Source organism: Deltaproteobacteria bacterium (assembly GCA_026129095.1).
Lineage (GTDB): Bacteria > JAGRBM01 > JAGRBM01 > JAGRBM01 > JAHCIT01 > JAHCIT01.
The window spans coordinates 410,340-432,753 of record JAHCIT010000001.1 but is presented as its reverse complement, the minus strand read 5'-3'; the positions used below and the strand labels follow the sequence as shown (position 1 = coordinate 432,753).

At 56.6% G+C, this 22,414-nt stretch carries 19 protein-coding genes and 1 tRNA gene; 8 read left to right on the top strand and 12 right to left on the bottom strand.

What is annotated here, in order from left to right; genetic code table 11:
• The first annotated feature begins 445 nt into the window (after positions 1 to 445).
• Positions 446 to 2,095, top strand: coding sequence for a hypothetical protein (locus KIT79_01905; protein MCW5828046.1), 1,650 nt, complete (start codon positions 446 to 448; stop codon positions 2,093 to 2,095).
• 130 nt (positions 2,096 to 2,225) lie between these two features.
• Here KIT79_01905 and KIT79_01900 read toward each other — a convergent pair whose 3' ends face one another.
• Together KIT79_01900 and KIT79_01895 are read right to left on the bottom strand one after the other, a co-directional pair.
• Positions 2,226 to 2,528, bottom strand: a complete 303-nt coding sequence (locus KIT79_01900) for a hypothetical protein (GenBank protein MCW5828045.1) — start codon at positions 2,526 to 2,528, stop codon at positions 2,226 to 2,228.
• Positions 2,529 to 2,904: 376 nt separating this feature from the next.
• Positions 2,905 to 2,981: transfer RNA gene (locus KIT79_01895), tRNA-Ile, on the bottom strand.
• 60 nt (positions 2,982 to 3,041) lie between these two features.
• Here KIT79_01895 and KIT79_01890 point away from each other — a divergent pair.
• The 6 genes from KIT79_01890 to truB all read left to right on the top strand — a co-directional run bounded on the left by KIT79_01890 (position 3,042) and on the right by truB (position 9,671).
• Positions 3,042 to 4,142: an alanine dehydrogenase gene (locus tag KIT79_01890; protein ID MCW5828044.1), complete on the top strand. Its 1,101-nt coding sequence runs from the start codon at positions 3,042 to 3,044 to the stop codon at positions 4,140 to 4,142.
• Positions 4,143 to 4,349: 207 nt separating this feature from the next.
• Positions 4,350 to 5,636, top strand: a complete 1,287-nt coding sequence (locus tag KIT79_01885) for a DEAD/DEAH box helicase (protein MCW5828043.1) — start codon at positions 4,350 to 4,352, stop codon at positions 5,634 to 5,636.
• A gap of 72 nt (positions 5,637 to 5,708) precedes the next feature.
• Entirely contained in the window at positions 5,709 to 6,998 is a 1,290-nt protein-coding gene (locus tag KIT79_01880; protein MCW5828042.1) for a DUF21 domain-containing protein, read from the top strand.
• Between the two features lie 25 nt (positions 6,999 to 7,023).
• Positions 7,024 to 7,500 (top strand): crossover junction endodeoxyribonuclease RuvC, encoded by a 477-nt coding sequence (ruvC, locus tag KIT79_01875; GenBank protein MCW5828041.1) that lies wholly within the window; start codon positions 7,024 to 7,026, stop codon positions 7,498 to 7,500.
• 53 nt (positions 7,501 to 7,553) lie between these two features.
• Positions 7,554 to 8,561 (top strand): bifunctional oligoribonuclease/PAP phosphatase NrnA, encoded by a 1,008-nt coding sequence (locus KIT79_01870; protein ID MCW5828040.1) that lies wholly within the window; start codon positions 7,554 to 7,556, stop codon positions 8,559 to 8,561.
• 156 nt (positions 8,562 to 8,717) lie between these two features.
• Positions 8,718 to 9,671: a tRNA pseudouridine(55) synthase TruB gene (gene truB, locus KIT79_01865; protein MCW5828039.1), complete on the top strand. Its 954-nt coding sequence runs from the start codon at positions 8,718 to 8,720 to the stop codon at positions 9,669 to 9,671.
• A gap of 74 nt (positions 9,672 to 9,745) precedes the next feature.
• Here the strand turns inward: truB and KIT79_01860 are convergent, their stop codons facing one another.
• Together KIT79_01860 and KIT79_01855 are read right to left on the bottom strand one after the other, a co-directional pair.
• The gene (locus tag KIT79_01860) at positions 9,746 to 11,638 is read right to left on the bottom strand and encodes a hypothetical protein (protein ID MCW5828038.1); all 1,893 of its coding nucleotides are present in this window, start codon (positions 11,636 to 11,638) and stop codon (positions 9,746 to 9,748) included.
• Between the two features lie 8 nt (positions 11,639 to 11,646).
• Positions 11,647 to 13,173, bottom strand: a complete 1,527-nt coding sequence (locus tag KIT79_01855; protein MCW5828037.1) for a carboxylesterase/lipase family protein — start codon at positions 13,171 to 13,173, stop codon at positions 11,647 to 11,649.
• A gap of 143 nt (positions 13,174 to 13,316) precedes the next feature.
• Here KIT79_01855 and KIT79_01850 point away from each other — a divergent pair, with 143 nt between their 5' ends.
• Positions 13,317 to 15,854: a cation:proton antiporter gene (locus tag KIT79_01850; protein MCW5828036.1), complete on the top strand. Its 2,538-nt coding sequence runs from the start codon at positions 13,317 to 13,319 to the stop codon at positions 15,852 to 15,854.
• Here the strand turns inward: KIT79_01850 and KIT79_01845 are convergent.
• From KIT79_01845 to KIT79_01810, 8 genes are all read right to left on the bottom strand, one after another.
• Positions 15,790 to 16,236 carry a nuclear transport factor 2 family protein gene (locus tag KIT79_01845; protein ID MCW5828035.1) on the bottom strand — a complete coding sequence of 149 codons (447 nt, stop codon included), beginning with the start codon at positions 16,234 to 16,236 and terminating at the stop codon, positions 15,790 to 15,792. The genes KIT79_01850 and KIT79_01845 overlap by 65 nt on opposite strands.
• 104 nt (positions 16,237 to 16,340) lie before the next feature.
• Positions 16,341 to 16,763, bottom strand: a complete 423-nt coding sequence (mnhG, locus tag KIT79_01840; protein MCW5828034.1) for a monovalent cation/H(+) antiporter subunit G — start codon at positions 16,761 to 16,763, stop codon at positions 16,341 to 16,343.
• The gene (locus tag KIT79_01835) at positions 16,756 to 17,025 is read right to left on the bottom strand and encodes a hypothetical protein (GenBank protein MCW5828033.1); all 270 of its coding nucleotides are present in this window, start codon (positions 17,023 to 17,025) and stop codon (positions 16,756 to 16,758) included. Before KIT79_01835 ends, mnhG begins: the two co-directional genes overlap by 8 nt.
• Positions 17,022 to 17,498: a Na+/H+ antiporter subunit E gene (locus tag KIT79_01830; protein MCW5828032.1), complete on the bottom strand. Its 477-nt coding sequence runs from the start codon at positions 17,496 to 17,498 to the stop codon at positions 17,022 to 17,024. Before KIT79_01830 ends, KIT79_01835 begins: the two co-directional genes overlap by 4 nt.
• Complete coding sequence (locus KIT79_01825; GenBank protein ID MCW5828031.1) at positions 17,498 to 18,991, bottom strand: hypothetical protein; 1,494 nt, start codon at positions 18,989 to 18,991, stop codon at positions 17,498 to 17,500. The genes KIT79_01830 and KIT79_01825 overlap by 1 nt, the downstream gene beginning before the upstream one ends.
• 17 nt (positions 18,992 to 19,008) lie before the next feature.
• Positions 19,009 to 19,416 (bottom strand): NADH-quinone oxidoreductase subunit K, encoded by a 408-nt coding sequence (locus tag KIT79_01820; GenBank protein ID MCW5828030.1) that lies wholly within the window; start codon positions 19,414 to 19,416, stop codon positions 19,009 to 19,011.
• 2 nt (positions 19,417 to 19,418) lie between these two features.
• A complete protein-coding gene (locus KIT79_01815) occupies positions 19,419 to 19,889 on the bottom strand; it encodes a hypothetical protein (GenBank protein MCW5828029.1) in 471 nt (156 codons plus the stop codon).
• On the bottom strand, positions 19,886 to 22,204 hold the full coding sequence (locus tag KIT79_01810; protein ID MCW5828028.1) for a DUF4040 domain-containing protein: 2,319 nt from the start codon (positions 22,202 to 22,204) through the stop codon (positions 19,886 to 19,888). The genes KIT79_01815 and KIT79_01810 overlap by 4 nt, the downstream gene beginning before the upstream one ends.
• Between the last annotated feature and the right edge of the window lie 210 nt (positions 22,205 to 22,414).

Here is a 22,414-nt window from a genome sequence, read left to right as displayed (position 1 = left end):
GCGCGGTTCCGTTCCCGTCAAGCCAAAGTCGAAACCAGCTCCCAAGCCAGTAGACGATTTTTCGGATCTATCCGGTGGCACTGAAGAAAATGTGGCCGCCAAAGCCCAGTTTCCCGACGAACTGGGCCGGAGCAAGCCGGCCCGGAGTCCACTTGCCAAGACAGATCTTTCCGATCTTGAGAGCGGCGGCGATCTTGATTTTCAGCGCTATGATTCACAGAAGCCGGAATCACCTGCCAAGCAGGACGATGGCTTTTTGACTGACCCGGACGCCGATCTCATGGTGAGCACGAGCGGCCGTACATGGTCTCTCGACGATGTGGATGAAAGCGGAACCCCGGCAGCCAAGGCACCGCCGGCCGCTGATGCGAATACGGACGCAGCTCCCGATGAAATGCTTGAGCTTCCCGAAGAACCGGAGGCGGAGCCGCTAGCTGAACCGGAAATGCCGGAGGAACCGGTTGCCGCCGCAACAGCTGGACCCGTTCAGCCTGTTGAGGATGAAGATCCGTTCGCTGCCGGTTTCGAAAGCGGCCAGCAGTCCGAGGCTGCCTCCATGGACGCTATTCCCGTGGCGGCCGATGAAGATCCGTTTGCCGAACTGGATGCGGCTCCGGGTACATCCGGATCAGAAGCAGCGGAAACCCCATCTGATGAAAATCCATTCGAGGATTTGGATGCTGGTTCTCAGGCGGCCCCGGAGCCTGAGTCTGTGGCCAGCGAGGCCGTGACAGGTTCTGATGAGTTCAGCGGTGCTTGGGATTTGTCCGAACAATCCCCCGCTCCTGGCGCACAGCGAGAGTCTGCTCACGATCCTGAAGCAGTGTCACTGGCTCAGGAAACGGCCAGTAATGTGCCGGTAGCAGTTTCTAGTCCGCCCAGCAGCGAGTGGGATCTTTCCGATTCCGCCGCACCAGCGCAGTCTCCTGTTATGCAATCGGAATCCGCTGCTGAGCTTGCATTGCAAGCTGAAGAGATGGCGGCGCAAGTGGCGGGCGAAACAGTCAATGCAGACCTTGTGGAGCCCGTTGAGGTATCAACGTCGGCTATAGCGGAAGAAGAACCGGTTGCAATATCCGATAGCCCGGCCGCTGCCAGCCCGGAGGAGTTTCCGGACGAAACGGGTATTTCTGACGCTGATATCAAGCCGGTTTCTGCCAGCCTGGACGGCGTATCAGAGGCCGATGAGCCCATGTTTGCCGAAGAGACTGAAGTTGCATTGGGTGAAGTTGAAAGTCTCACCGATCCAGAGGCGCTTGCCGGCCGCGGTGCAACGATTTCCGATGTGGCACCAGGCCGTACGGACCCGGTAGGACTTCCTGACCAGCTCGGAATTGATGCGGGTGATGCTCAGGGGGAGGCCTATGCCCATGACGACGTAGCGTACCTGGATGGGATTTCCACGCTCCCGAAAAATGGAGAGATACTGTCGGTCCATGCCCGGCAGGCAGCCCAATTGCGAAATGGGGAGGCGCCGGCTCCGTCTGGAAAGTTTGACGAACTGATAGCCAAAGGAGCTCCCAGGGCTTTCGATGACGAGGCAGTTGCCATTGATGACGATGTTTCCACGGCGGAGGATTTGTTTGGTGAACGTCCGGCCAAGATGGTGGATTTTCCTGAAGAGCCCCCCGCGATGCGCGAAACAGATTCCGAAGTAGCCGCGGATATGCGGTACACCAACTTCAATACTCCCGAAGAAACCGAGAAAGCACTCGCAGAAGCTGAGGCGATCATGTCGGCTGAAGAGGTATTCGGCGGCGCTTCGGAGCCAGTTCAGGCTATTTCCGGATCAACGAAAGTGGAGCCACTGGCGCCGTCTTTGTCTGCCCCTGAGCCGGAGCCACCTGCGAAGCCATCCGGTAACTGGCGGTTTTTTACAACTGAGGTTTCAAACGAGCTCAAGGCCACCGCCAAGAAGGCAAAGGTCATTGAGAGAACCGCAGACATGCTCCGGTTTGACCTCAAGGTGCGCGTTATCTGGCCTGGTGGCGAGTTGTCAGACGGTTTCCTTTGTGTGAAAGACCGTTCGCCTTCGCTTTATCTCAACGCAACCGACATCCGAAAACTCATGCCGGAAGCAGAAGTGGAATTCTGACAGATCCCACCCCTAACCGATTAACCCGGCCCGCAAGATTGTCGTTTCACTGCAAGACAGCATCATAACCCAAGCAATCCTGCAGTAGCGGATAGAACCAAATTAGTTGGGCCGCAACCGAACTATGGGCCTAGCGGCCCTTGCCGCCCAGTTCCTTGAGGATTCGCTCAGCTTTGGCCAGCCGTGCCTGGAGCTTCTCTTTGGCAGCACCTTTGGCTTTTTCTATGGCAGCCTTCAGCTTGGGAACTGAATTTGTGTAACGGGTAAGCCGTGCCTGCCGGGTGGCTTCGGGGGATCTTGGCCCCCGCTTGCGGCCTGGAGCTCCACGACCGCCGGAGCCACCCCCCATCTGGGCGTCCACTTTGGCCAGCTCCTTCTCAAGCTTGCGGATGTTGCGCACAAGCTCCTTGCGACGGGCCCTCAGCTTTTTCATGTCTTTCCCGGCAGAATTTGCCCGCTTTAGGAGCGCTCGGCGCTCAGCAGGTGACAGCTTCAGCAGATCTTTAAGAATAGTTTCTTGTTTCTTGGGGCGGGCCATCTTGAGTGTCCTTCTGTTTAGATCAAAACTATATGACTTCTGAGGAAACTGATTGTCATTAATGACAATATATTCTGAAGTCGGCGGGACGTTAGAACCTATTGATATGAATGACAAATCAGACTGTCTGTCCGTCATGAATAATTTTGGCTGTTTGCAGCGCAATACTTACCTGTTGGTGAATAGTCCAATTTCGTAAATTCACACAAATTTTTAAACATACTGTCAATACAAGTCATTCTGGAAGAAATATGGCGGTAACGGAGACTGGTGGTGGGAGTTGTGGGACTCGAACCCACGACCAACGGATTATGAGTCCGCTGCTCTAACCGACTGAGCTAAACTCCCGGCGGCAAACTAGCACAGCCGGTTGCCATGACCAGCCCCGGCCTCTAATAAGTACAGCTGATGCAAGTATCTGAACTGACCGTCGTGGGAATTCCGAAGGAGCGAAAGGCGAATGAGGGCCGTGTAGCTGCGACCCCGGCTCTGGTTGGAAGGCTGGTGCAATCAGGCGTTCGGGTCCATGTAGAGGCTGGCGCCGGAGTCCGTAGTGGCTTCACCGACCGGGATTACCGGGACGCGGGCGCTCGGATTATTCATGATGCCAGGCGATTGTGGCGGTATTCGCGGGTCATCCTTAAGGTAAAAGAGCCGGTTGGTCCCGAGCTCAAATGGCTCCACGAAGATATTACGCTGCTCTGTTATCTTCACCTGGCCGCTGAACCGCTGGTTACTGCTGCGCTGCTGGCTTCAGGGGGAGTGGCTGTCGGGCTGGAGACGATGCTTGATTTGAGCGGTCATGCGCCGATGCTGGCGCCGATGAGCGAAGTTGCCGGACGGATGGCTGCTCTGGAAGGTGCTTGGCTGCTAGCCAAACACCCGGAGGCGATGGGGAAGTATATCGGGTGTGTCAGCGGCGTGGCTCCGGCACAGGTGGTCGTTCTGGGTGCCGGTTCAGCAGGGCGCGAAGCGATTCGCAGTCTCATCGGCTTTGGTGCGAAAGTGACAGTGATCGATGTGTCGAGTGATGCCCGCCAGGGAGTCCGGGAAGAGTTCCCGCATATTTCCGTTGTGGAACTGGCAGAAACAGACTGGCAGGTGAAAAACTGCGATCTTCTCATTGCCTCGGCATACCGGCCGGGAGAGCGGGCGCCTGTGCTGGTTTCCAGGGGACTCGTCCGGCAGATGCGAAAGGGATCAGTTATTGTTGATATTGCAATCGATCAGGGTGGGTGTGTCGAAAGCTCACGGCCTGGAACCCATGCGAAACCGGTTTATGTGTACAAAGGGGTTGTGCATTATGCCGTGCCGAACATGCCAGGGGCAGTTCCCAGGACATCTACACAGGCATTTTCGTCTGCATTGGAACCACACCTGCTGCGGCTGTTTTCAAGTGATGACCCTCGGCTCGTCATTTACCAGGATCCGGTCTGGCGGAGTGGTATTAATGTCGCCGGCCACGAAATCATTCATCACGGAGTCCAACGGGCTTATTTAACACAGTAGTTACAACTAGTTGTACTACTGGCAACTCCTATCACTCCCGGCTAGTATGCGTTGCGTCACGTTTCCCCGTTTTTGGCCGGGGAAGTGTGGAGGTTTTCACCCCATCTGCCCCTGACTGGATTTTACAGTGAGGGGCGAGCCGGCGATCAGCTCCCAGATACGATGTCTTGGAGTGTCTCGCTTGGAAGCTTTAAACCAAGAGATAGCTTGAATAACCAGACGACAGATGCCGTGCACCAGCAGACGGACGGCCAGACAACTGAAACCACCGATCAATCTTTCGCCCGTTTTGGCCTTGACGAAAAACTGGTCTGGGCAGTTGAGGATATAGGCTTCAGGCAGGCGACGGAAATCCAGGACCGGGCCATTCCGGTGCTACTCAAGGGAAGGGATATGGTTGCATGTGCCCGCACGGGTACTGGCAAGACCGCCGCTTTCGGGCTTCCACTTTTGCATCACATTCGGCATGAAAAAGCCAAATCCCGGCTTCCGCATGCACTTATCCTGACGCCGACCCGCGAGCTTTGTCTGCAAGTTCAGAAGAACCTGACCGAATACAGCCGCTATCTGCCACTCAAGATTATTCCGGTAATCGGTGGAGTGGGCATGGGTGGCCAGGTATCGGATCTGAGAAAAGGGGCCGATGTTGTGGTCGCCACCCCGGGCCGTCTGCTGGATCTGGCCGAGCAACGGGCTATTGAATTTTCTGCCGTCCGTTTTCTCATACTTGATGAGGCCGACCGGATGCTCGATATGGGTTTTATTCCGGATGTAAAGCGGATCATTTCGAAGCTTCCGGCAGGGCGCCAGAGCCTGATGTTTTCCGCAACCATGCCGCCGGTAATTCGTGAGCTGGCACGTCAGTTTATGAAGGAGCCGGAGTATCTTGACGTTGCCAGGCATGGTGAACGTGCCGAGACTGTCGAGCATTCGCTCTGGCCGGTACCAGCGCACCTGAAAAAGCAACTTCTTCTGAAGATCCTCGAACAATACGGGACTGATGGCACCTTCATCATCTTCGCCCGTACCCGGAACCGGACGAATGAGGTGTTTCGCGCGATTGAGCGGACAGGTGTCCCGGTTGTGAAGCTTCATTCTGACTGTACACAGTCAGAGCGTAACGCCGCCCTGGATGCTTTTCGGGAAGGCAAGATACGAATTTTGGTGGCGACCGACGTGGCGAGCAGAGGGCTCGATGTCGAGGGTATCTCGCATGTCATCAACTACGATGTACCTACTCAGGCTGAGGACTATGTCCACCGGATTGGACGCACAGGACGGGCTTTCTCCACGGGAGAGGCATTCACGCTATGTCAGCCGTCGGAAGAATCATTGCTCCGGGGTGTTGAGGCGTTATTAAACGAGAAAATTCCTGTCCGTACTCTGGAAGGGTTTAACTATAGCGCGCCTCCTACGCCCGGATTCTGGGATGACCTGCCAGTAGTGGGCGGTGGTATTACGGGGGCGACCAAGACGTTCCGGCCTCGCCGCTAGGAACCAAGCGCGCATGGACAGTGTCCCTGCCAGTGCCGTCCCAGCCGCTTCGGCAACCGGAGCTGGCTGCCCATGACAATTCTGATTGTCACCGTGTTTCTGACGCTTCTGGGTAGTTTTGCCTGCTCGGTAATGGAGGCCGTCGTGCTGAGCCTGACGCCCGGCCAGCTGGCACAGCTCCACCAGAGGCACCCCGCCATCGCAGCCATGTGGGGGGATTTCAAGGAAGAGATCAACCGCCCGCTGGGAGCAATCCTGATCTGCAACACACTGATAAACATGATTGGTGCAACGCTGGTGGCTGTGCAGGTGGAAAAGCACCTTGGTCCGATTTATCTAATTCCTTTTTCACTCGGATTTGCTCTGGGAATTCTTGTTCTGTCGGAAATTCTTCCGAAAACCCTTGGTGTGGTTCATGCTTACCGTTTTTCCATCATCGTTGCCCCGGTGCTGAAGATTCTGACGAAACTGCTTTCACCAGTGATTGCCATTACCAGCCTGATTCCCCGTTACATCACGGGAAGCCAAAGCGGCCGCCCCCTGGTGGTGCCCGAAGAGATTGGCGCGCTTGCGACACTGGCACGGGCGTCAAACGTGATCCGTGGCCATCAGGAAAAAATAATCACCCGTGCAGCACGTTTGGGGCGGCTCAAAATACGCGATGTCATGATTCCACCTGACCAGATTGTCTACATGAGACTTGATTCGACGCTTGTGGAAAATCTGCTCATAGCCCATTTCAACCCCCACACCCGGTTCCCGGTAAAGTCCGACACCAAGTCGGCGGAGATAACGGGGTATATCAATTTCAAGGAATTGGTGTTCCTGGCCCGGACCAATCCCAATGTCACGAACGTACAGGGCATCGTGAGGCCACTGGCATATGTTAATGCGGACGATACGGTTGCCCGGGTGCTGGAGCGGTTTGTTGCAGAGCACGCCCATATGGCTCTGGTTCAGGATGGAGCCAGAAAGCTCGTAGGACTGGTTACGCTGGAAGATCTGGTGGAAGAACTGGTTGGCGAGATCGAGGACGAATTCGATCATCTGCCGTCGATGGTTCATAGCTTGCCAGGTGGAACCTGGATGCTGGGCGGGAAGCTCGCTCCGAAAGATGCATTTGCCCTGACGGGCATAACGGGCGATATCCCGCCGCAGAGGACGCTGTCTGAATGGATAATTACGCGCCTTGGGCATGTTCCCAAGGCGAGCGAATCATTCCGAATCGGTGATCATGAAATAACGGTCCGCCGTGTCCGGCGCGGGCAGGTGTTCGAAGCGTCGATTCGGAGAATCAACGAAGCCATATCTACCCAGTCGCAATCTTCCGCTGTTCCACCCACGGGTGGAACAATGTCATAACGCCACAGATAGGGTAGTTCGTTTTATGCCCGTGCGAATCATCGGCATTGACCCTGGATCGAATGTTACCGGCTGGGGAATTATTGACCGGGATGGTTCACGACTTATTCACGTGGCACATGGGCAGATTCGCGCCAGCGGACGAAAGCCCATCGAAGACCGTCTTGTCGAAATATATGATGCGTTGGAGGCGGTTCTCCGGGAGCATGTTCCCGTGCATGCTGGGGTAGAACTGCCATTCGTTTCAGAAAACCCGCAAACGGCGATTGTGCTGGGCCATGCACGTGGTGCTGCGGTTCTGGCGCTCGCCCGGGCAGGGGTTATGCTCGCTTCCTACCCGCCAGCCACAGTGAAACAGGCAATTACTGGCTCGGGAAAGGCAGAAAAGGCCCAAGTTCAGTTGATGGTAAAAACCCTGCTGAATCTCCGGGAGCGCCCCCCCGCTGACGCTGCGGACGCACTTGCCGTGGCAATCTGCCATGCGTTCCGGCTCCGGCAGTAAGCGAACACTTGCACTTTTCGCTGGTCCGTCGAACCCTGTTGATTATGGCACGAATGACAAAACCACTTCCTGAACTCAAGGCTGCTGCAAAGGTGCTCAAGAACGCCCGACGGGTAATTTGCACTTGTCACGTGAACCCGGATGGTGACGCACTGGGCGCCACTCTTGCGTTTGCCAATGTGCTGAAAGCTGCAGGGAAAGAGGTATATGTCTTCAATACCGACCCGGTCCCCCACAATCTTGGGTTTCTTCCTGGTAGCAAATGGATTCGCAACAAGGCGCCGGATTTCAGGAAACCATTTGACTTGTGTGTGATTTCCGATTCGGGCTCCATTGAGCGACCGGGTGTCGATCTCAAGGGCTGGCGTGAAAATGGGCTCGTAAAGAGCATTCTCAATGTCGATCACCACAAGGACAATACCCGGTTTGGTGACATCAACTATATTGACCTGAAGGCTTCCTCTTCCGGCGAATGCGCCTATGACATTATCCGGGCTTCGCTGGGGCTGAACCAGGGAGCGGCAGTCTGCTGTTACACGGCGATTATTACGGACACCGGCGCATTCCGGTACTCCAATACCTCACCCAAGACCATGCGGGTGGCGACAGATCTCATGGAACGATTCCGGATTGATCCGGCACTGTCGGCCGAAATGATTTACATGACCTATCCGGCGACAAGAATCTTTCTGTTGTCTGAGGTGCTTCCAACACTGGAAATGCATCTGGACGGTAAAGCGGCGTCTATCTTCATCCGCCGGGAAACGATGAAGAAATATGGCGGCTCCAAGGATCTGCTGGACGAGTTTGTCAACTATCCACGCGGCATTGAAGGTGTGGAAGTAGCAGTATTTTTTAAGGAAGCCGGAAACAGTGAGTGGCGTATTTCGCTCCGGTCAAAACGGTTTCTGGACGTGGGGGCTGTCTGTAACCGGTTCGGAGGCGGGGGCCATGCGCGTGCTGCTGGCTGCACGATTAATGGCTCCTATGGGGAAGTGCGCGCTGCAGTAATCGGAGAGATCGAAAAGGACTTGCAAAAAATGCCCGGACGTGGGAAGTGAGCTCCCCCGGTTGGCGGGCTTTTACTGCTAATCACAAGCTAGGCCAGCATTTCTTGGGCCAGGAGATATTTGGAGTCCGTGACTGAGCCCCGCCGCCCGCGTATTGAATTCCGCTCTGATCTGAGCGGAATCGTTTGTGTCCGAAAAGATATGGATATGACCTCCTTTGCCGTCGTTAAGGCAGTAAAAAAGATATTCAAGGTCAAGAAGGTCGGCCATACCGGAACTCTGGACCCCTTCGCTACGGGTGTGCTTCCGGTATGTCTGAATAAGGCTACCCGGTTTGCCAGCATCGTAACGGACCTGGATAAGACTTACCGCGGCGTGATCCGTCTGGGTGCGGAGTCTGATACCTATGACCGGACAGGTTCAGTAAAAGTGCATGAAGGGGTAAGGCTGCCTGATCGTTTAGAAGTGGATGCCGCACTGGGATCTTTTCGGGGAAAGATCCTTCAGGAGCCACCACTGTTCTCAGCCGTCAAGGTAGAAGGAAAGCCGCTCTATGAGCGTGCCCGCGCGGGAGAAACCTTCGACATGTCGCAGAAGGTGCGTGAGGTGACACTCTATGATGTCCGGGTGAATTCGTATGCCCCTCCGATGCTGGATCTGACCATCCGATGTTCGAAAGGAACCTATCTCCGGTCCATTGCCCATGATCTAGGCAGGAAACTGGGAACCGGGGGGCTTCTGGAAAGTCTGGTGAGGGAGGCCGTGGGGCCTTTGACCCTGGAACGGAGTTTTTCACTGAGCGAACTCGATGCAGAAGTCGGTCCACTTGATGTGGGATCAGCTCCATCGATGTATGCAAAATGGTTTTTTCCCGCGGACGAACTTCTCGAGGCAATACCTGAAATTCAGGTGAACCGGGCAGATTTTCTGGAGCTGTCCGATGGGCGGATTACGGACCCTGACGTACTGATCGCACTGGCGAAGGAGAAAAACCTCGCTCGCGCCGTGGAAACGCTGGAAGCGGGGGGCGCTATTCGGGCAAGTGACAGTGCCGGGCGAGGTACGGTCCTGATTGAATGCCAGTATCCTGAGGGCCGAAAAACCGGCCAGAAATTCTTAAAGCCATTTCGTGTGCTCTCGCGTGGAGAGCGACTTTTCTGAGGTTCCCGGAATCCTGATGTTTGCTTGGATGCATAGAGCTGATTGGCCCATTCGGCCAGCCACTCGGCGGTATCTCAATGCCCATCCGTAGAAGCGCTGGGATTCGCCGGTGTCTCCAAATCGGCGATCCAGTCGCCTTGATGGTTCTGTCGTTCCTGCCAGGACCGCCACGGGCCAAGCGCAGTGGCATACTGTGTCTTCAGCTCCGGTGAAAGCAGCCGGTCGTGAATAAGCACATATCTGACTCCGGCACGACGGAGTCGCTCCGGCAACTCTGGTCCGGGAACGATGAGTTGCCGGAAACCATCCTCGTATCCGGCGGGGTAGTAGCTGGAATATCCGTTGACGAGAGGGAACCAGTGAAATGTGGATAGCCACGACACAACGGCACCAGATGTCCGTAAGTTGTCTGGTTCCATCAGCTCAAGAGTCAAAGCCCGGGGACGCGTGAGCAGCTCCCGGTAGATCTGTGGAAGTTCTTTTGAGAATGGCTCTTCACCTCGCCAGTACCATTTATGCAGGGCATCTGGTGATCCGCTGAAGCGGAAAGTTGCAGGATACGACTGGGCTGCCGCAAGCGCGGCAATGACCGCAAGGAGAGATAATCTGGCCAGGTGAGGCCACGCTTTAGACTGGGTCCATAACCATCCATAGGCCAGTGCCGGGAGCGACAGGGATACAAGTAACAGGAAGCGCTCTGGCCCCCGAATCATGCCTAGTGGTGGCATCAAGGCCTGAAGCCCCACGATAGGTCCGTAGGCAAGACATTTCTGCTCCCAGCAAATCCGGTGATTCAGTGCAAGCAGCAGCCCGGCGACGGAAAGTGCCGCCAATGATCTCCACAAGGTGGTTTGTCCGTTCCAGAATTCCATCCATTGGCCATATGATCGAGTGCGGGCAGCAGCAAATACCGCCGCGGCGGCAAAAAAATAAATCGCAACGCTGGGCCATAGAAGTCCAGGAATGACAACGGTTGTTCTCTCGAGTCTGCCCGACCATTCCAGCCCGGCAAGACCGGTTCCGGCAGCAACCAGTAGCAATGCCAGAAGTGGAACATGGAACCGCTTTGCGGGCTCAGCCGCCGTCCCGGTACCCATTCGGATGAAACCGCATGCGAGTGCACAAATTGCGATTACAGAGACATCGATGCCGGGCAATAAACCGAAAAACTTCATCATGCCTGGTGCGGCTTCGCCGAACTCCCGGCTCTGGAATGCCAGTCCCAGTTCTGCATGTGCAGCCCGGTAATGCAGATAGATGAACAGTGCCGCTATCCCGGCAGGAAGAGTCCATGGAGCGAGTTTTATCAGGGAGATAGCTTTTGGGCGGATTGCTGCTGCCGATATGGCGAGTGCAACCGCAGCGATGACAAGATAACCGAGTGGAAGCAGCGTGCTTATGAGGAAAACAGAACCAAATCCGGCACGCCATCGCCAGTCAGGATTTTCAATCGCACGGACGAAGGTCAGGAGAAGAACCGGTATATGAAATACCGGCATCCTGATCATGACCTGAAGGACATCGTGTTGTGCGTAGCCGCCAAATACGAAAAGTGCGGCAACAGAGCAGGCCAAGACCCAGTGGCCTGTGATGGTCCAGGCGAGCCAGCAGAGTGACAGGACATTCAGCAGCAGGAACAGCACAATTGTCGAAAGATAGGCATTTCTTGAAGTCATCCCTGCCGCCTGAAATGCCCCGGAAATTTCTGCGGGAATCCAGAACTGCTCGCTCAGGTAGAGAACTGGCAGATTGCCACCAAAGATATTCATCCAGGGCACAGGCAGTCCGTTGCGCCAGGCATAAAGGGTCCATTCGACGGTGTAAAAGTTATGGAGTTCGTCAGGACGGGCTGGGCTGAGAATGTTTCCGGTAACGAATAAGGGAATACCGGCAAGCCAGATTGTCAGACCGGTCAGCATGAACGCTGCCAGAAGTACGGGTTGCCACCGGCTGGTGGTTGCAATCATCTGTTCCGCTACAGAATCCCGTCCCAGAAGCGGCGTTCCTCCGGAAGCGGGTCGTTAACCACGCGAACCCTGCTGCCAAATTCCATCGTGGACCGGCGGGTCGTGTCATAGGACGGCCAGTCCGGAAGATCCGTTGAGGCCGGGTTGCCTGTCCGGGCAAACGCGAGCCATGCGGACTGCATGGTGCGGGTTAGCGGTTTTGCCGCTTCTCCACCGCCGGTGAACAGCTTGCCGAACTGGCTGTCGCCATTGCCGAACACGAACGGAATTTCCAATGCATGACAGCTCTTGAGCAGGCCGCCCATCATGGGCGAAGCCCATGTGAACAGGTATTTCCAGGTCGGGGCTGAATGGGGAGCATGTGCTTCAGCCAGCCGGATGGCCGGAATCCGGAAGATGCGGTCGGACTCGAAGGCGCAGTAGATATCAACGGGTTTGGAGTCTGGCCGTCCTTTCCGGTAGACGGCGACCGCCTGCTCGGCCCGCATTGTAGTCGTGTCGCCAAGCCGCTTGGAAAGCACCTTGAAGAGCCCCGCCTCGTCCAGGTTTTTCTTTTTCACCTCGGTGAATTGTATGAAAAATGCCCACTCATCCAGATTGGTACCAATCATCAGCGGCACATTCGCTGAAAGCCCCGTGCGGACGGCCTCCAGTGGTTGCTGGGAAATGATCTTTCCATCCACAACTGGCACAAACACCATGCCGGCGAGTGGAAGTCGGTCTTTAACATTATGATTGACGGTGAGGCTGGCAGTCCTGCGCTGGGCCGTCCGTATTTCCTCGGGTGTGAGTTCCAGAAGCCGTTGCGGCTGCGAGGGGCTTACATTCGCTTCATGAAGGAAACGCTCAACGACGGCACGGGCATCCTCCAGCTGGCAGACGTTATGTGCGGCTCCGCTCTGCGGTATAGCGCGATGGAACAGGCCTTTTGAGCGTTCCATGCCGAACAGGACAGCCGTACTCATGCCGCCAGCCGATTCGCCGAAAATTGTGACATTGCCGGGATCACCGCCAAAGTTGCCAATATTGTCCCGTACCCATTCGAGCGCTGCGATCTGATCCAGTATGCCGGCGTTCGGGGTGCTTGGAAATGATTCACCGAGAAGGGAGGCTGGGTACAGAAAGCCCAGTGCCCCAAGCCGGTAATTGATTGTCACCACTGTCACGTCGCCTGAACGGGCAAGACTGGTGGCCTCGTACATCTCTTGCGAACCGGAACCACCCATGAAGCCGCCGCCATGAATCCAGACCATCACGGGCCGGCACTTATTGTCAGCAGCCGGGGTCCAGACGTTCAGATAGAGGCAATCTTCACTCTGGGGACCTACTTCCATGCCCGGCATGGTGTCCTGAGGGGCAGACGGCCCGAACCTGGTGGCATCCCGGACACCACTCCAGGGTGCCGGGTGTTGCGGAGCCTGGAAGCGGAGTTTCCCGACAGGCGGCGCGGCAAACGGGATTCCCCGGAATACGTTGACTCCATTTTGCTCAATACCCTTGATCTTGCCGGTACGTGTTTCGGCGATCACGCCCATTCTGGTTTTCCCCCTTTGCCTGCGAGACACACAGCAAAGCCGATTTGAACGCCTCTTGGCAAACGGCGCCGGGCTGGTTTTCAATGGACAGGTGTGCCCTTTGGACAGTGGAACTGATATAAAGAGTTCCCGGAGGCTGACGGATGCTTTCCCCTATCACCGATCCGGTGATTGTTTTTGCCGTAGTGACGATGCTTATTCTCACTACGCCCCTGCTGCTGGAGCGTTACCGGATTCCGGGCGCCATCGGCATGTTGCTGGCCGGCGCCATTCTGGGCCCCAATGCCCTCGGGATACTGGCACGCGACCAGTCAATCGTGCTGCTCGGAACGGTCGGCTTGCTGTACATCATGTTCGCAGCTGCACTGGAGATCGACCTCGTTGTCCTCAAGCGGTCGAAATTCCACAGTATCGTTTTCGGGGTGCTGACGTTTGCGTTTCCGCAGGGCCTAGGGACCCTGATGGCCCATTACATCCTGGGATTCGACTGGCCTGCTGCCATCTTGCTTGCCAGTTTGTTCGCGTCCCACACGCTTCTTGCTTATCCGATCGTTAGCCGGCTGGGGCTGGCAAAAAATCAGGCGGTGACGACGACCTTGGGCGGTACGATCATTACGGATACGGCGGCCTTGCTTGTTCTGGCCGTTATCGCCCGGATGACCGAAAAGGGGGAGATAGACGACGCTTTCTGGTTCCAGCTTGGCGTGTCGATGAGTCTTTACGTATCGGTTATCCTGATCGGTCTTCCCAGGCTGGCACGATGGTTTTTCCGCAACGTCCGGCCGGATGGCCCGGCAGAGTTCATTTTCGTCCTAGCCTCGGTGTTTGTGGCGGCCAGTCTTTCTCATCTGGCAGGAATAGAGCCGATTGTCGGAGCATTTCTGGCTGGGCTGGCGCTCAACCGGCTGATTCCGCATGATGGGCCGCTGATGAACCGTGTGCAGTTCACCGGTGAGGCGTTGTTTATCCCGTTTTTCCTGCTTTCTATCGGAATGTTGCTGGATGTGAGGGTATTTTTCAGCGGTTTCCGTTCCTGGGCGGTATCCATAGGAATGCTGGGCTCGGTCCTGGCGACCAAGTGGTTAGCTGCCCGTCTTTCAGGGATTTTGTTCCGGTACAGCCGCGATGAAATCCAGGTGATGTTTGGTCTGAGCGTGCCGCAGGCGGCCGCAACACTGGCGGCAGTGATGGTTGGCTACCGGATAGGACTGTTCGACGATGCGGTGGTGAACGGGGCAATCGTCATGATGATCGGCACCTGTGTTTACGCACCGCTTGTTGTCGACCGGCATGGCCGCAATCTGGCAATGCTGCAGGAGGACCTGCGTCCTGAGGAGGACATCCCGCCCCAGCGGATTCTGGTATCAATGTCCAATGCCGAGACAGCGGTTCCGCTTCTGGACCTTGCCATGCTGATCCGTGATGCCACCCAGGCGCAGCCAGTATATCCGCTTACGGTTGTGCACGAAGACAGCCGGGCCAGTGAAAATGTCGTCTATGCGGAAAAAATGCTCGCCAGAGCGGTGATGAAGCTGACCGCTGCAGACGTTCCGACCCGTGCGGTTACCCGCATTGATATCAATGCGGCGGCCGCCATCATGCGTGCCCGTCAGGAGCTTCGGATATCCCATGTGATTGTTGGGTGGGCCGGAAAGGTATCTGCCCAAAATCGTCTGTTTGGAACTGTGCTGGAGAAGCTTCTTGACGATTCGGAGCCCCAACTGCTGGTCGCCCGCCTGATGCACCCGTTGAACACGATGACCCGGATCGTACTGGCTATTCCGCCCCGTGCCGAGCGTGAGCCCGGCTTTCTGGCTGTAGCCTCCACCGTTAAGATGATCGCCGCCAAGTTGTCCTGTCCTGTAGTTGTTCTGGGGGAAAGGCAGGCGGAAAAGGTAATCAAGCGGCAACTTGGGGCCGCAAAACCGGCGGCGGAGTTCAAGATCGAAACCATCGAATCATGGAATGGGCTCCAGCAGGCACTGGCAGACCGGATTACCTCCAATGATCTCTTGCTGCTGTACGCTCCACGTGAGGGCAGCCTTGGATGGAGGGCGGCTCTGGACAGGATGCCCCGGCAGATCGCCGAGAGATTCCCGGACGTGAATTTCGTGGTTTCCTATCCGCCGGAACCGGCCGCTGCCACCATGACGGTGGCCGGAAAGGCAGCCGAGGTTTCGCGGCTGGCGGGCCTTGTCAATCCTGAGCGGGTGATAGTTCACGCAGAGGATACTTCGCTGCAAGTTGTATTGCAGAAGCTTCTGGAAAAAGCGTCTCCGGGGCTTCATCTGTACTATCCATTACCGGACTCGATCACTCATGACCTCTTGGCCTCCGCAGTTCAGGTTACACCAGGAGTATTTGTCGTTCACGGTGATTACGGGGCGCTGGAAGAACCCGCTGTTCTCATGTGCAGTTCAGCGGGAGTCTTCGAGCAACCGGCGTCCGTGAAAGGGGCCCGGCTTGTTTTTGTGGTACTCAATCCGTCCCGGCTGGATTACGCACGGGAGCGGCTGGATGTACTCGCGGATATCGCCCGCTCGATCCGGTCATCGGAGGCAGTGGGACGCGCCATTGCGGCCGCCAATGCTGAAGAACTCATGGGTGCTCTGGGAATCACCGGGACGGCAGAAACCCTTTCAGGCTCCGGGCGGCAACTTCCCCCAGTGACGGCATCATGAGACGGAACATTTGGATCAGGTCAAAATAGTCCCGCCAGGCGGTGATTTGTCCGTCTTTTATTTCAAAAGTTCCGCTTACTGGCAGTTCGATCCTGATTGGACCCACAGTAATCCTGTCGATGCGCTCGGTGAGCACCGCGCCGTCGCCAGCGGCGATATGAAGCATCTGGACTTCAAAACCGGTTACATACTGCATCATGCTCCGGAGTGTACGTTCCACTTGGCGCTTCCCGCGAGCGGGCGGTAATGGAATATTGTGATAAACGGCGTTCTCAGAGAAGAATCCCATCGCCCGGTCGAGGTCAAGCGATTCTGTCAGGCTGAAAAAGTCCTTGACGATACGCAGATTCTGCTGGTCACTGAACTCTTTTGCTAAGGGCACACCGGCAGGGGCCGCCTTCTTTTGGGACCGGGAAGGTTTCTTGGCAGGTTCTTTTGATTTTGGCATGGGAAGACTCCTTATGACTGCTGATTGCCGCTATCGGATCAGTCAGGGCTGTTGTTTTTGTATTTCTCGTGAACCAGTGCCTTGACCAGTTCGCCGGTTTCTTCCACATGCTCCACATCTTGGAGTGGCGGCAGGCCGCGAGCGGTTCCGGTTTGCACCTCCCGGCGTGCACAGGCCGCACGCATCAGTAGCTGCGCGCTCACCGGGGCAGTAATAAACAGGAAGATGACCAGTATCAGATCTTTGGGCCAGTGGGCGCTGGCACCTTCAATGGACCGAAGCAGGGCTCCGGTTCCGACCAGCATAAGACCTAGAGTGACCGCCTTGGTAGGCCCATGCATGCGGCAGTAGAAGTCCGGTAACCGGAAGATGGCAATAGCTCCCGCCAGGAAGAAAAACGATCCCGCCAGCGTAAACAGGGCGGCCGCCCATTCGAACCCGGAATAGGCCAGTTCAGTCATCGAGCTGACCCTCCCCGAGAAAATGGGCAAGAAATGCCGTTCCGATGAATGAACAAAGGGCGAGTGAAAGCGCCGCATCAAAATAGGTGAGATCGCGGCTTGCCACCGACTCGGTCATCAGCAGGCCGACAACGCCCAAGGCCACCATATCGACTGACATCACCCGGTCGAAGGACGAAGGCCCCCGTACAGCGCGGATGGCAGCCATCAGCATGGCCAGACAGATAATTCCGGTGCTGATCTGGTAGATAATGCCGATCATGTTTCCTCCAGGCTGAGCAGGGGCTTTTCCAGCCGGTCGTGAATACGGGCGATGGTGGCCGGTGCATCAGCGGCATTCAGTGCATGAACCCAGATGATCCGGCGGCCCGGATCGACATCCACCGAGCAGGTACCGGGAGTAAGCGTGATCATGGCGGCCAGCATGGCCTGAAAGTGTGGACTCTGGAGCTGCATGGGATACTGAATCCAATGGGGCTCAACCTTTACCTTTGGTGCCAGTACAATTTTGAGTTGTTCCCAGTTGGCGTAAACGATCTCGAATAGAAATAGAAACAGTATATAAACCGCCGCAAAGGTCTTGCGCCAGATATTTGTCCGCCGAAGACGGGACTGCTCCATTGTCACCAGTACGATTCCGATGAGAAGTCCCATCAGGAACCGGCTGCCCTGGAAATCCCCTTCCAGGGCAACCCATATGAGCGCACAAGCCAGCGTGAAACCGAGCAGTCGCATCAGTGTGGCTCCTTCGGTTCGGGCATAATGGCCATTTCAGGCCGTATGATTTCCTTGACGGCGCCCTTCGTATCCAGCACCTGCCGTGCGGCATCAAGACTGTAGCGGCTCATCCATCCGGCTCCAGCCCCCATTGCCAGCGAAACGGCAGTCACGAGCAGGAGAGGTATCAGCCGGGCGGGAGACCGGTTGTCCTCAAAGCCTGCCGGGCGCCTTGCCTCCGGCACTTGCTGAAAGCAGAATTGCCAGATTTTCACCATTGAGGCGAGTGTAAAGAATGATGCTGCCACCAGCAGAGCAAGGGGCCCAACCGCGGTTTCATCCCAGACTGCCTTGAATACCGACAGTTTTCCGAAAAAACCCGACAGCGGCGGGATTCCGGCTATCGAGAAGGCAGCGACGCAGAAAATGAATGCAACGCCTGTCCCTCCCCGGTACCAGCGCATCTCCCGTAGATCGCGGGTTCCGTTGGCCCGTTCCAGTTCATCAGCGGTGAAATAAAGAGCCGATTTCACGAGTATGTTGTGCAGAGCGAAGAAAATTGCCGCTGCGATGCCTGCAGGAGTCAGCAGCGACAAGGCTGCGGCCATGTACCCCACCTGCGAGACGATGTGGAAAGACAGCAAACGCCTCAGTTCATACTGGGCGAAAGCCATCAATACGCCGATGAGGGCCGTGGCGCCACCAAGCCATAAGAGCACCGAGTTTAGCCCGGTCGGGACCAGCAGGATTGGAGCCGTCCGGATCAGGGCGTAAATGCCCAGCTTGGTCAGCATGCCGCCGAAAAATGCCGCGACTGGCCCAGAGAAGGTCGGATAGGTTGCCGGCAGCCAGAATACGGTTACCGGAAGCACGCCAGCCTTGATGACAAATGCGGTCACGATCATGCCGGCACCGGCCAGCCGGAGGAAGGGGTCTGCATCAGGAACCCGCATTGCAAGATCAGCCATATTTACCGATCCGCCGATTCCATAAAGAATCCCTACTCCAGCGAAGAAAAATGCGGCGGCGATCACATTGATGACCACATTGGGGAAACCAGCCTTGAGGGAACGGGGAGTGCCGGGAACCTGGATCAGAAGATACGAGGTAATCAGGACCACCTCGAACATCACGAACAGGTTGAAAATATCTGCCGTAAAAACTGCGCCCATAAGGCCGAAGGCGAGCACCAGGAGCAGTGGATAGGCCCTGAGGGCCGTGGTCTCGCCATGGGTTTCCGAGCGCAGCATTCCAGTAGCCGCGACCAGCAGGAGGGACTGGATAAAGGCGAAAAGTGCAGCGAGCCGGTCCACAACCCAAGTAATTCCGAACGGGGCGGGCCAGTTGCCGACATAGTGGACCCACCGGTCCGTGCCATCTGCAAGAACCAGTAGCCGGACGCTTGTCAGCAGAAGGATGATGCTTGTGACCAGAGTCAGTCCGCGCGCAGCGCGGTATTCCAGCCGGGCCAGCCAGATTGCCAGTGCGGCCGTCACTGGAAGCAAAAACATAAGTACCGGCTCTATGGTCATGCAGCCGTACCTTCTGCATCTGCGGATGTGGTTCGGCCTTCCAGTTCGGACCGAATATGGTCAGGCTGTCGGCCCGCATCAGTTTCAGGAGCAGGTTCAATCGAGCTGAGCCCACTGGTTCGGACATTCATCACCATCAGAGTCATCAGATAGATGGTCACGGCCATTGAGATGACGATTGCTGTCAGAATGAAGGCGTGAGGAAGCGGGTCGGCCATTTCCGCCGCCTGGAGGGTTTCATCCACGATGGGCGACCTTGGCCGCCAGCGCCCGGAGGCCAAAACTATCAGGTTGGTCGCATGGCCGACAAAGCCGACTCCCAGGATTACCCGGAACATGCTCCGGTCGAGAAGCAGATATACACCTGCCGACGTGGTGAGAAACACGGAAAGAGCAAGAAAGATGCTCACGGCTGCTCTCCATCCGCTGGAGTGCCGCTGTCATTATGATCGTGGGCGGAGTGGGGAAGTTCCCACAGGTGAATGGCTGCGGAAGTGCCTCCAGCACCCACAACCAGCATGACGCCAAGGTCGTAAATGGCCGCTGTATGGAAATGGTACGGGAGCACGCCGAACATATCTATATGCCCCTGCTGGTGCGTCAGCATCGGCTGGCCGAGGAACAGCGGGAGAAGCGTTGCGACCATGATGAAAACGAACCCGAAGACTGCCATCCATGCGGGGTCGACCGGCACCCGGTCCCGGAATACCTTTAGGCCATAGGCAGCAACGATGAGAATGCCTGCAACGGCGAGCGTGAGACCGCCTACAAAACCGCCACCGGGCAGATTGTGGCCACGCCAGTAGAGGTGGATTGCAAGCAGGATGGCGAGCGGCAATATGAGCCGGGAGAGCTGCTCAAGCAGAAAACTCCTCATTCGGGCGTTTCCTCCACTGGCAGTTCCCGATGCCGTATCAGTCCCGCGACACCAAGTACTGCCACCACAATCACCATGACCTCCATCAGGGTATCGATGCCGCGGACATCAACGATGATGACGTTAACGATGTTGTTGCCCTGGGAGATTTCGGGAGCGGCACGGAAGAAATAGTCGGCCAGCCGTGTATCGCGGGGAATGGCGAACATCGCCAGCGCCACGGCGGCAGCTCCAGCTCCAGCAGCCAGAGAGAGGAGGGTGCGGGCTGGTATGGCCACCGGATTGCGCGGCCAGACCGTGCCGGTGCTTCGGGGCAAGAACCGGATTGACAGGACAAGAAACACCGTCAGCAGGATTTCAACCAGCACCTGTGTCAGCACCAGATCCGGAGCGCGGAAAATGCGATACAGGACGGCTGTGCTGAAACCGACAGCGGAAAGTAGCAGCGCACGTGCCAGACGGCTGCGGACAGAGAAAATACCGGCGATGGACAACGCTTGTACGGCGATTACCATCCATGCGGCAATCGGCAGCTCTCCCATCGAAAACTCGTATGGATAGGAGGGAATGCCGACGATGGCCCCGGCAAACCCGGCAATGATGGCGGCTGCAAAATACCAGGATGGATTGGCCGCTGAAAGGTAGCGGTTGAGCCAGCTGCCAACGGATTTGCATCCGTCCTGGAACTGCTCGAACAGGACGGAGGCGTCGGTTCCAAAGCCGGAGCCTGCTAGCGGTTTTAATCCTGCCCTTCGGTGCAGGAGAAAACCCGCCGACAGAATGGTGATGGAGGTAATCAGCGGGACATTAACACCATGCCATAGCGCAAGGTGTCCGGCGGCTGCTTCCGCCCTGCTTAGTGTCGTAACGGCCGGATTCAGGATCGTATCGCCAAACCACCCGGCAGCAAATCCGATTCCAACGGTCAGAAGAGCGAGGAAAACCGTCCCGCTCTCAAAGGAAACAGCCGGTTTGTGGGCGTGACGGGCGTCGTCGCTCCTCTGCTCGCCTTCGAATATCCCAATGTAGAATCTGGCTGAATACCAGACAGTACCTATTGATCCCAGCGTAATGGCTGCAAGTGACACGATCCGGGCCCAACCCCAGGATCCGAATCCGGCCTCCAGGATGATCTCCTTCGAAAGGAACCCGGCGAATGGAGGTGCACCGGCCATGGAGGCCGCGCATGCCGCGCATGCTACCGCCAGTAATGGCATCACGGTACGCATGCCGCCGAGTTTGGATAAAAGCCGTGTATGGGTTTCGTGGTAGACAATGCCCACTACCAGAAACAGTGCTGCCTTAAAAAAGGCGTGGGCAAACAGATGCATTACCGCACCCCGAATTGAAAGCGGCGAGCCAATGCCAATAGCTGTCACCAGCAGGCCGAGTTGTGCCACGGTAGACCAGGCCATGAGGATTTTGATGTCATCCTGCCGGAGCGCCTGAAAACTTCCCCAGAGCATGGTTACCGCTCCAAGAGGAATGAGCGCGGTGTGCCAGAGCCACGATTCACCCAACACCGGGTACAGGAAAAGCAGCAGAATCACGCCAGCCTTCACCATGGTCGCCGAGTGCAGGTAAGCCGAAATAGGAGTAGGGGCTGCCATCGCGCCGGGAAGCCAGAAATGGAAGGGGAACTGGGCACTCTTCGTGAGCACGCCGGGCAGGATGAAGGCAAGAGCTACCAGTGCTATGTCCGGTGGAGGAGGGTTCGCCGCGAGCTGGGCGAGGCTCGCCGTTCCCGTCATGGATGCCAGGTAGATGAACCCGATCAGCATGGGAAGCCCGCCGCCTACGGTCACCAGTAATGCCTGTTTTGCGGCAAGCGGGGCGTCGGGATCCTTGTCGGAATCGGTAGCGATCAGGAAGAAAGAACAGAGCCCTGTCAGTTCCCAGAAGATAAAGATGAGATAGAGATTGTCGGAAAGCACGACACCGAGCATTGCGGACTCAAACAGGGAAAGCGTGGCGATGACCCGGTCGCGCTTCTGGCCGGGCGCAAAGTAATGGCCGCAGTAGTGGAGAATGATGGCCCCGATACCGGCCACCATGCCGGCGAGGCTCAAAGTGAGTGGATTGATCCGGAAGGAAATGTCGATTTCCAGCGCCTTGACCCACTGGGCGGCCAGAACAGTCTCGCTTCCTCCAACAAGGCCCAGCTGAATCGCACAGAAAACCGAGACAGCCGATGCCGCAGCTCCCAGCCAGTGGGCGATTGCTCCCGTGCCAGGGACAAAAATAACCAGTACACCGGCCAAGGCAGGTGAAAATATCAGGAGAAGAGACAGCGTGAGATCAGGAATCATCGGCACGACGGAAAAAGAACAAGCCGGATATCCTTTCACAGGTTACCCTGTCCTTTAGCTGCGCCGTGTCACGGCGGCAATAAAGGCTGAACCGATTTCGGCGCGTGGTTTTTCCTGTTTTGGTCCGGGAGATCATCCGGCGGGCGCTGATTTCTGCTCATTGCGTGCGGGGTATGGACTTGATTACCTTGGTGAGTCCCTGTTTTTAGGGCTGAT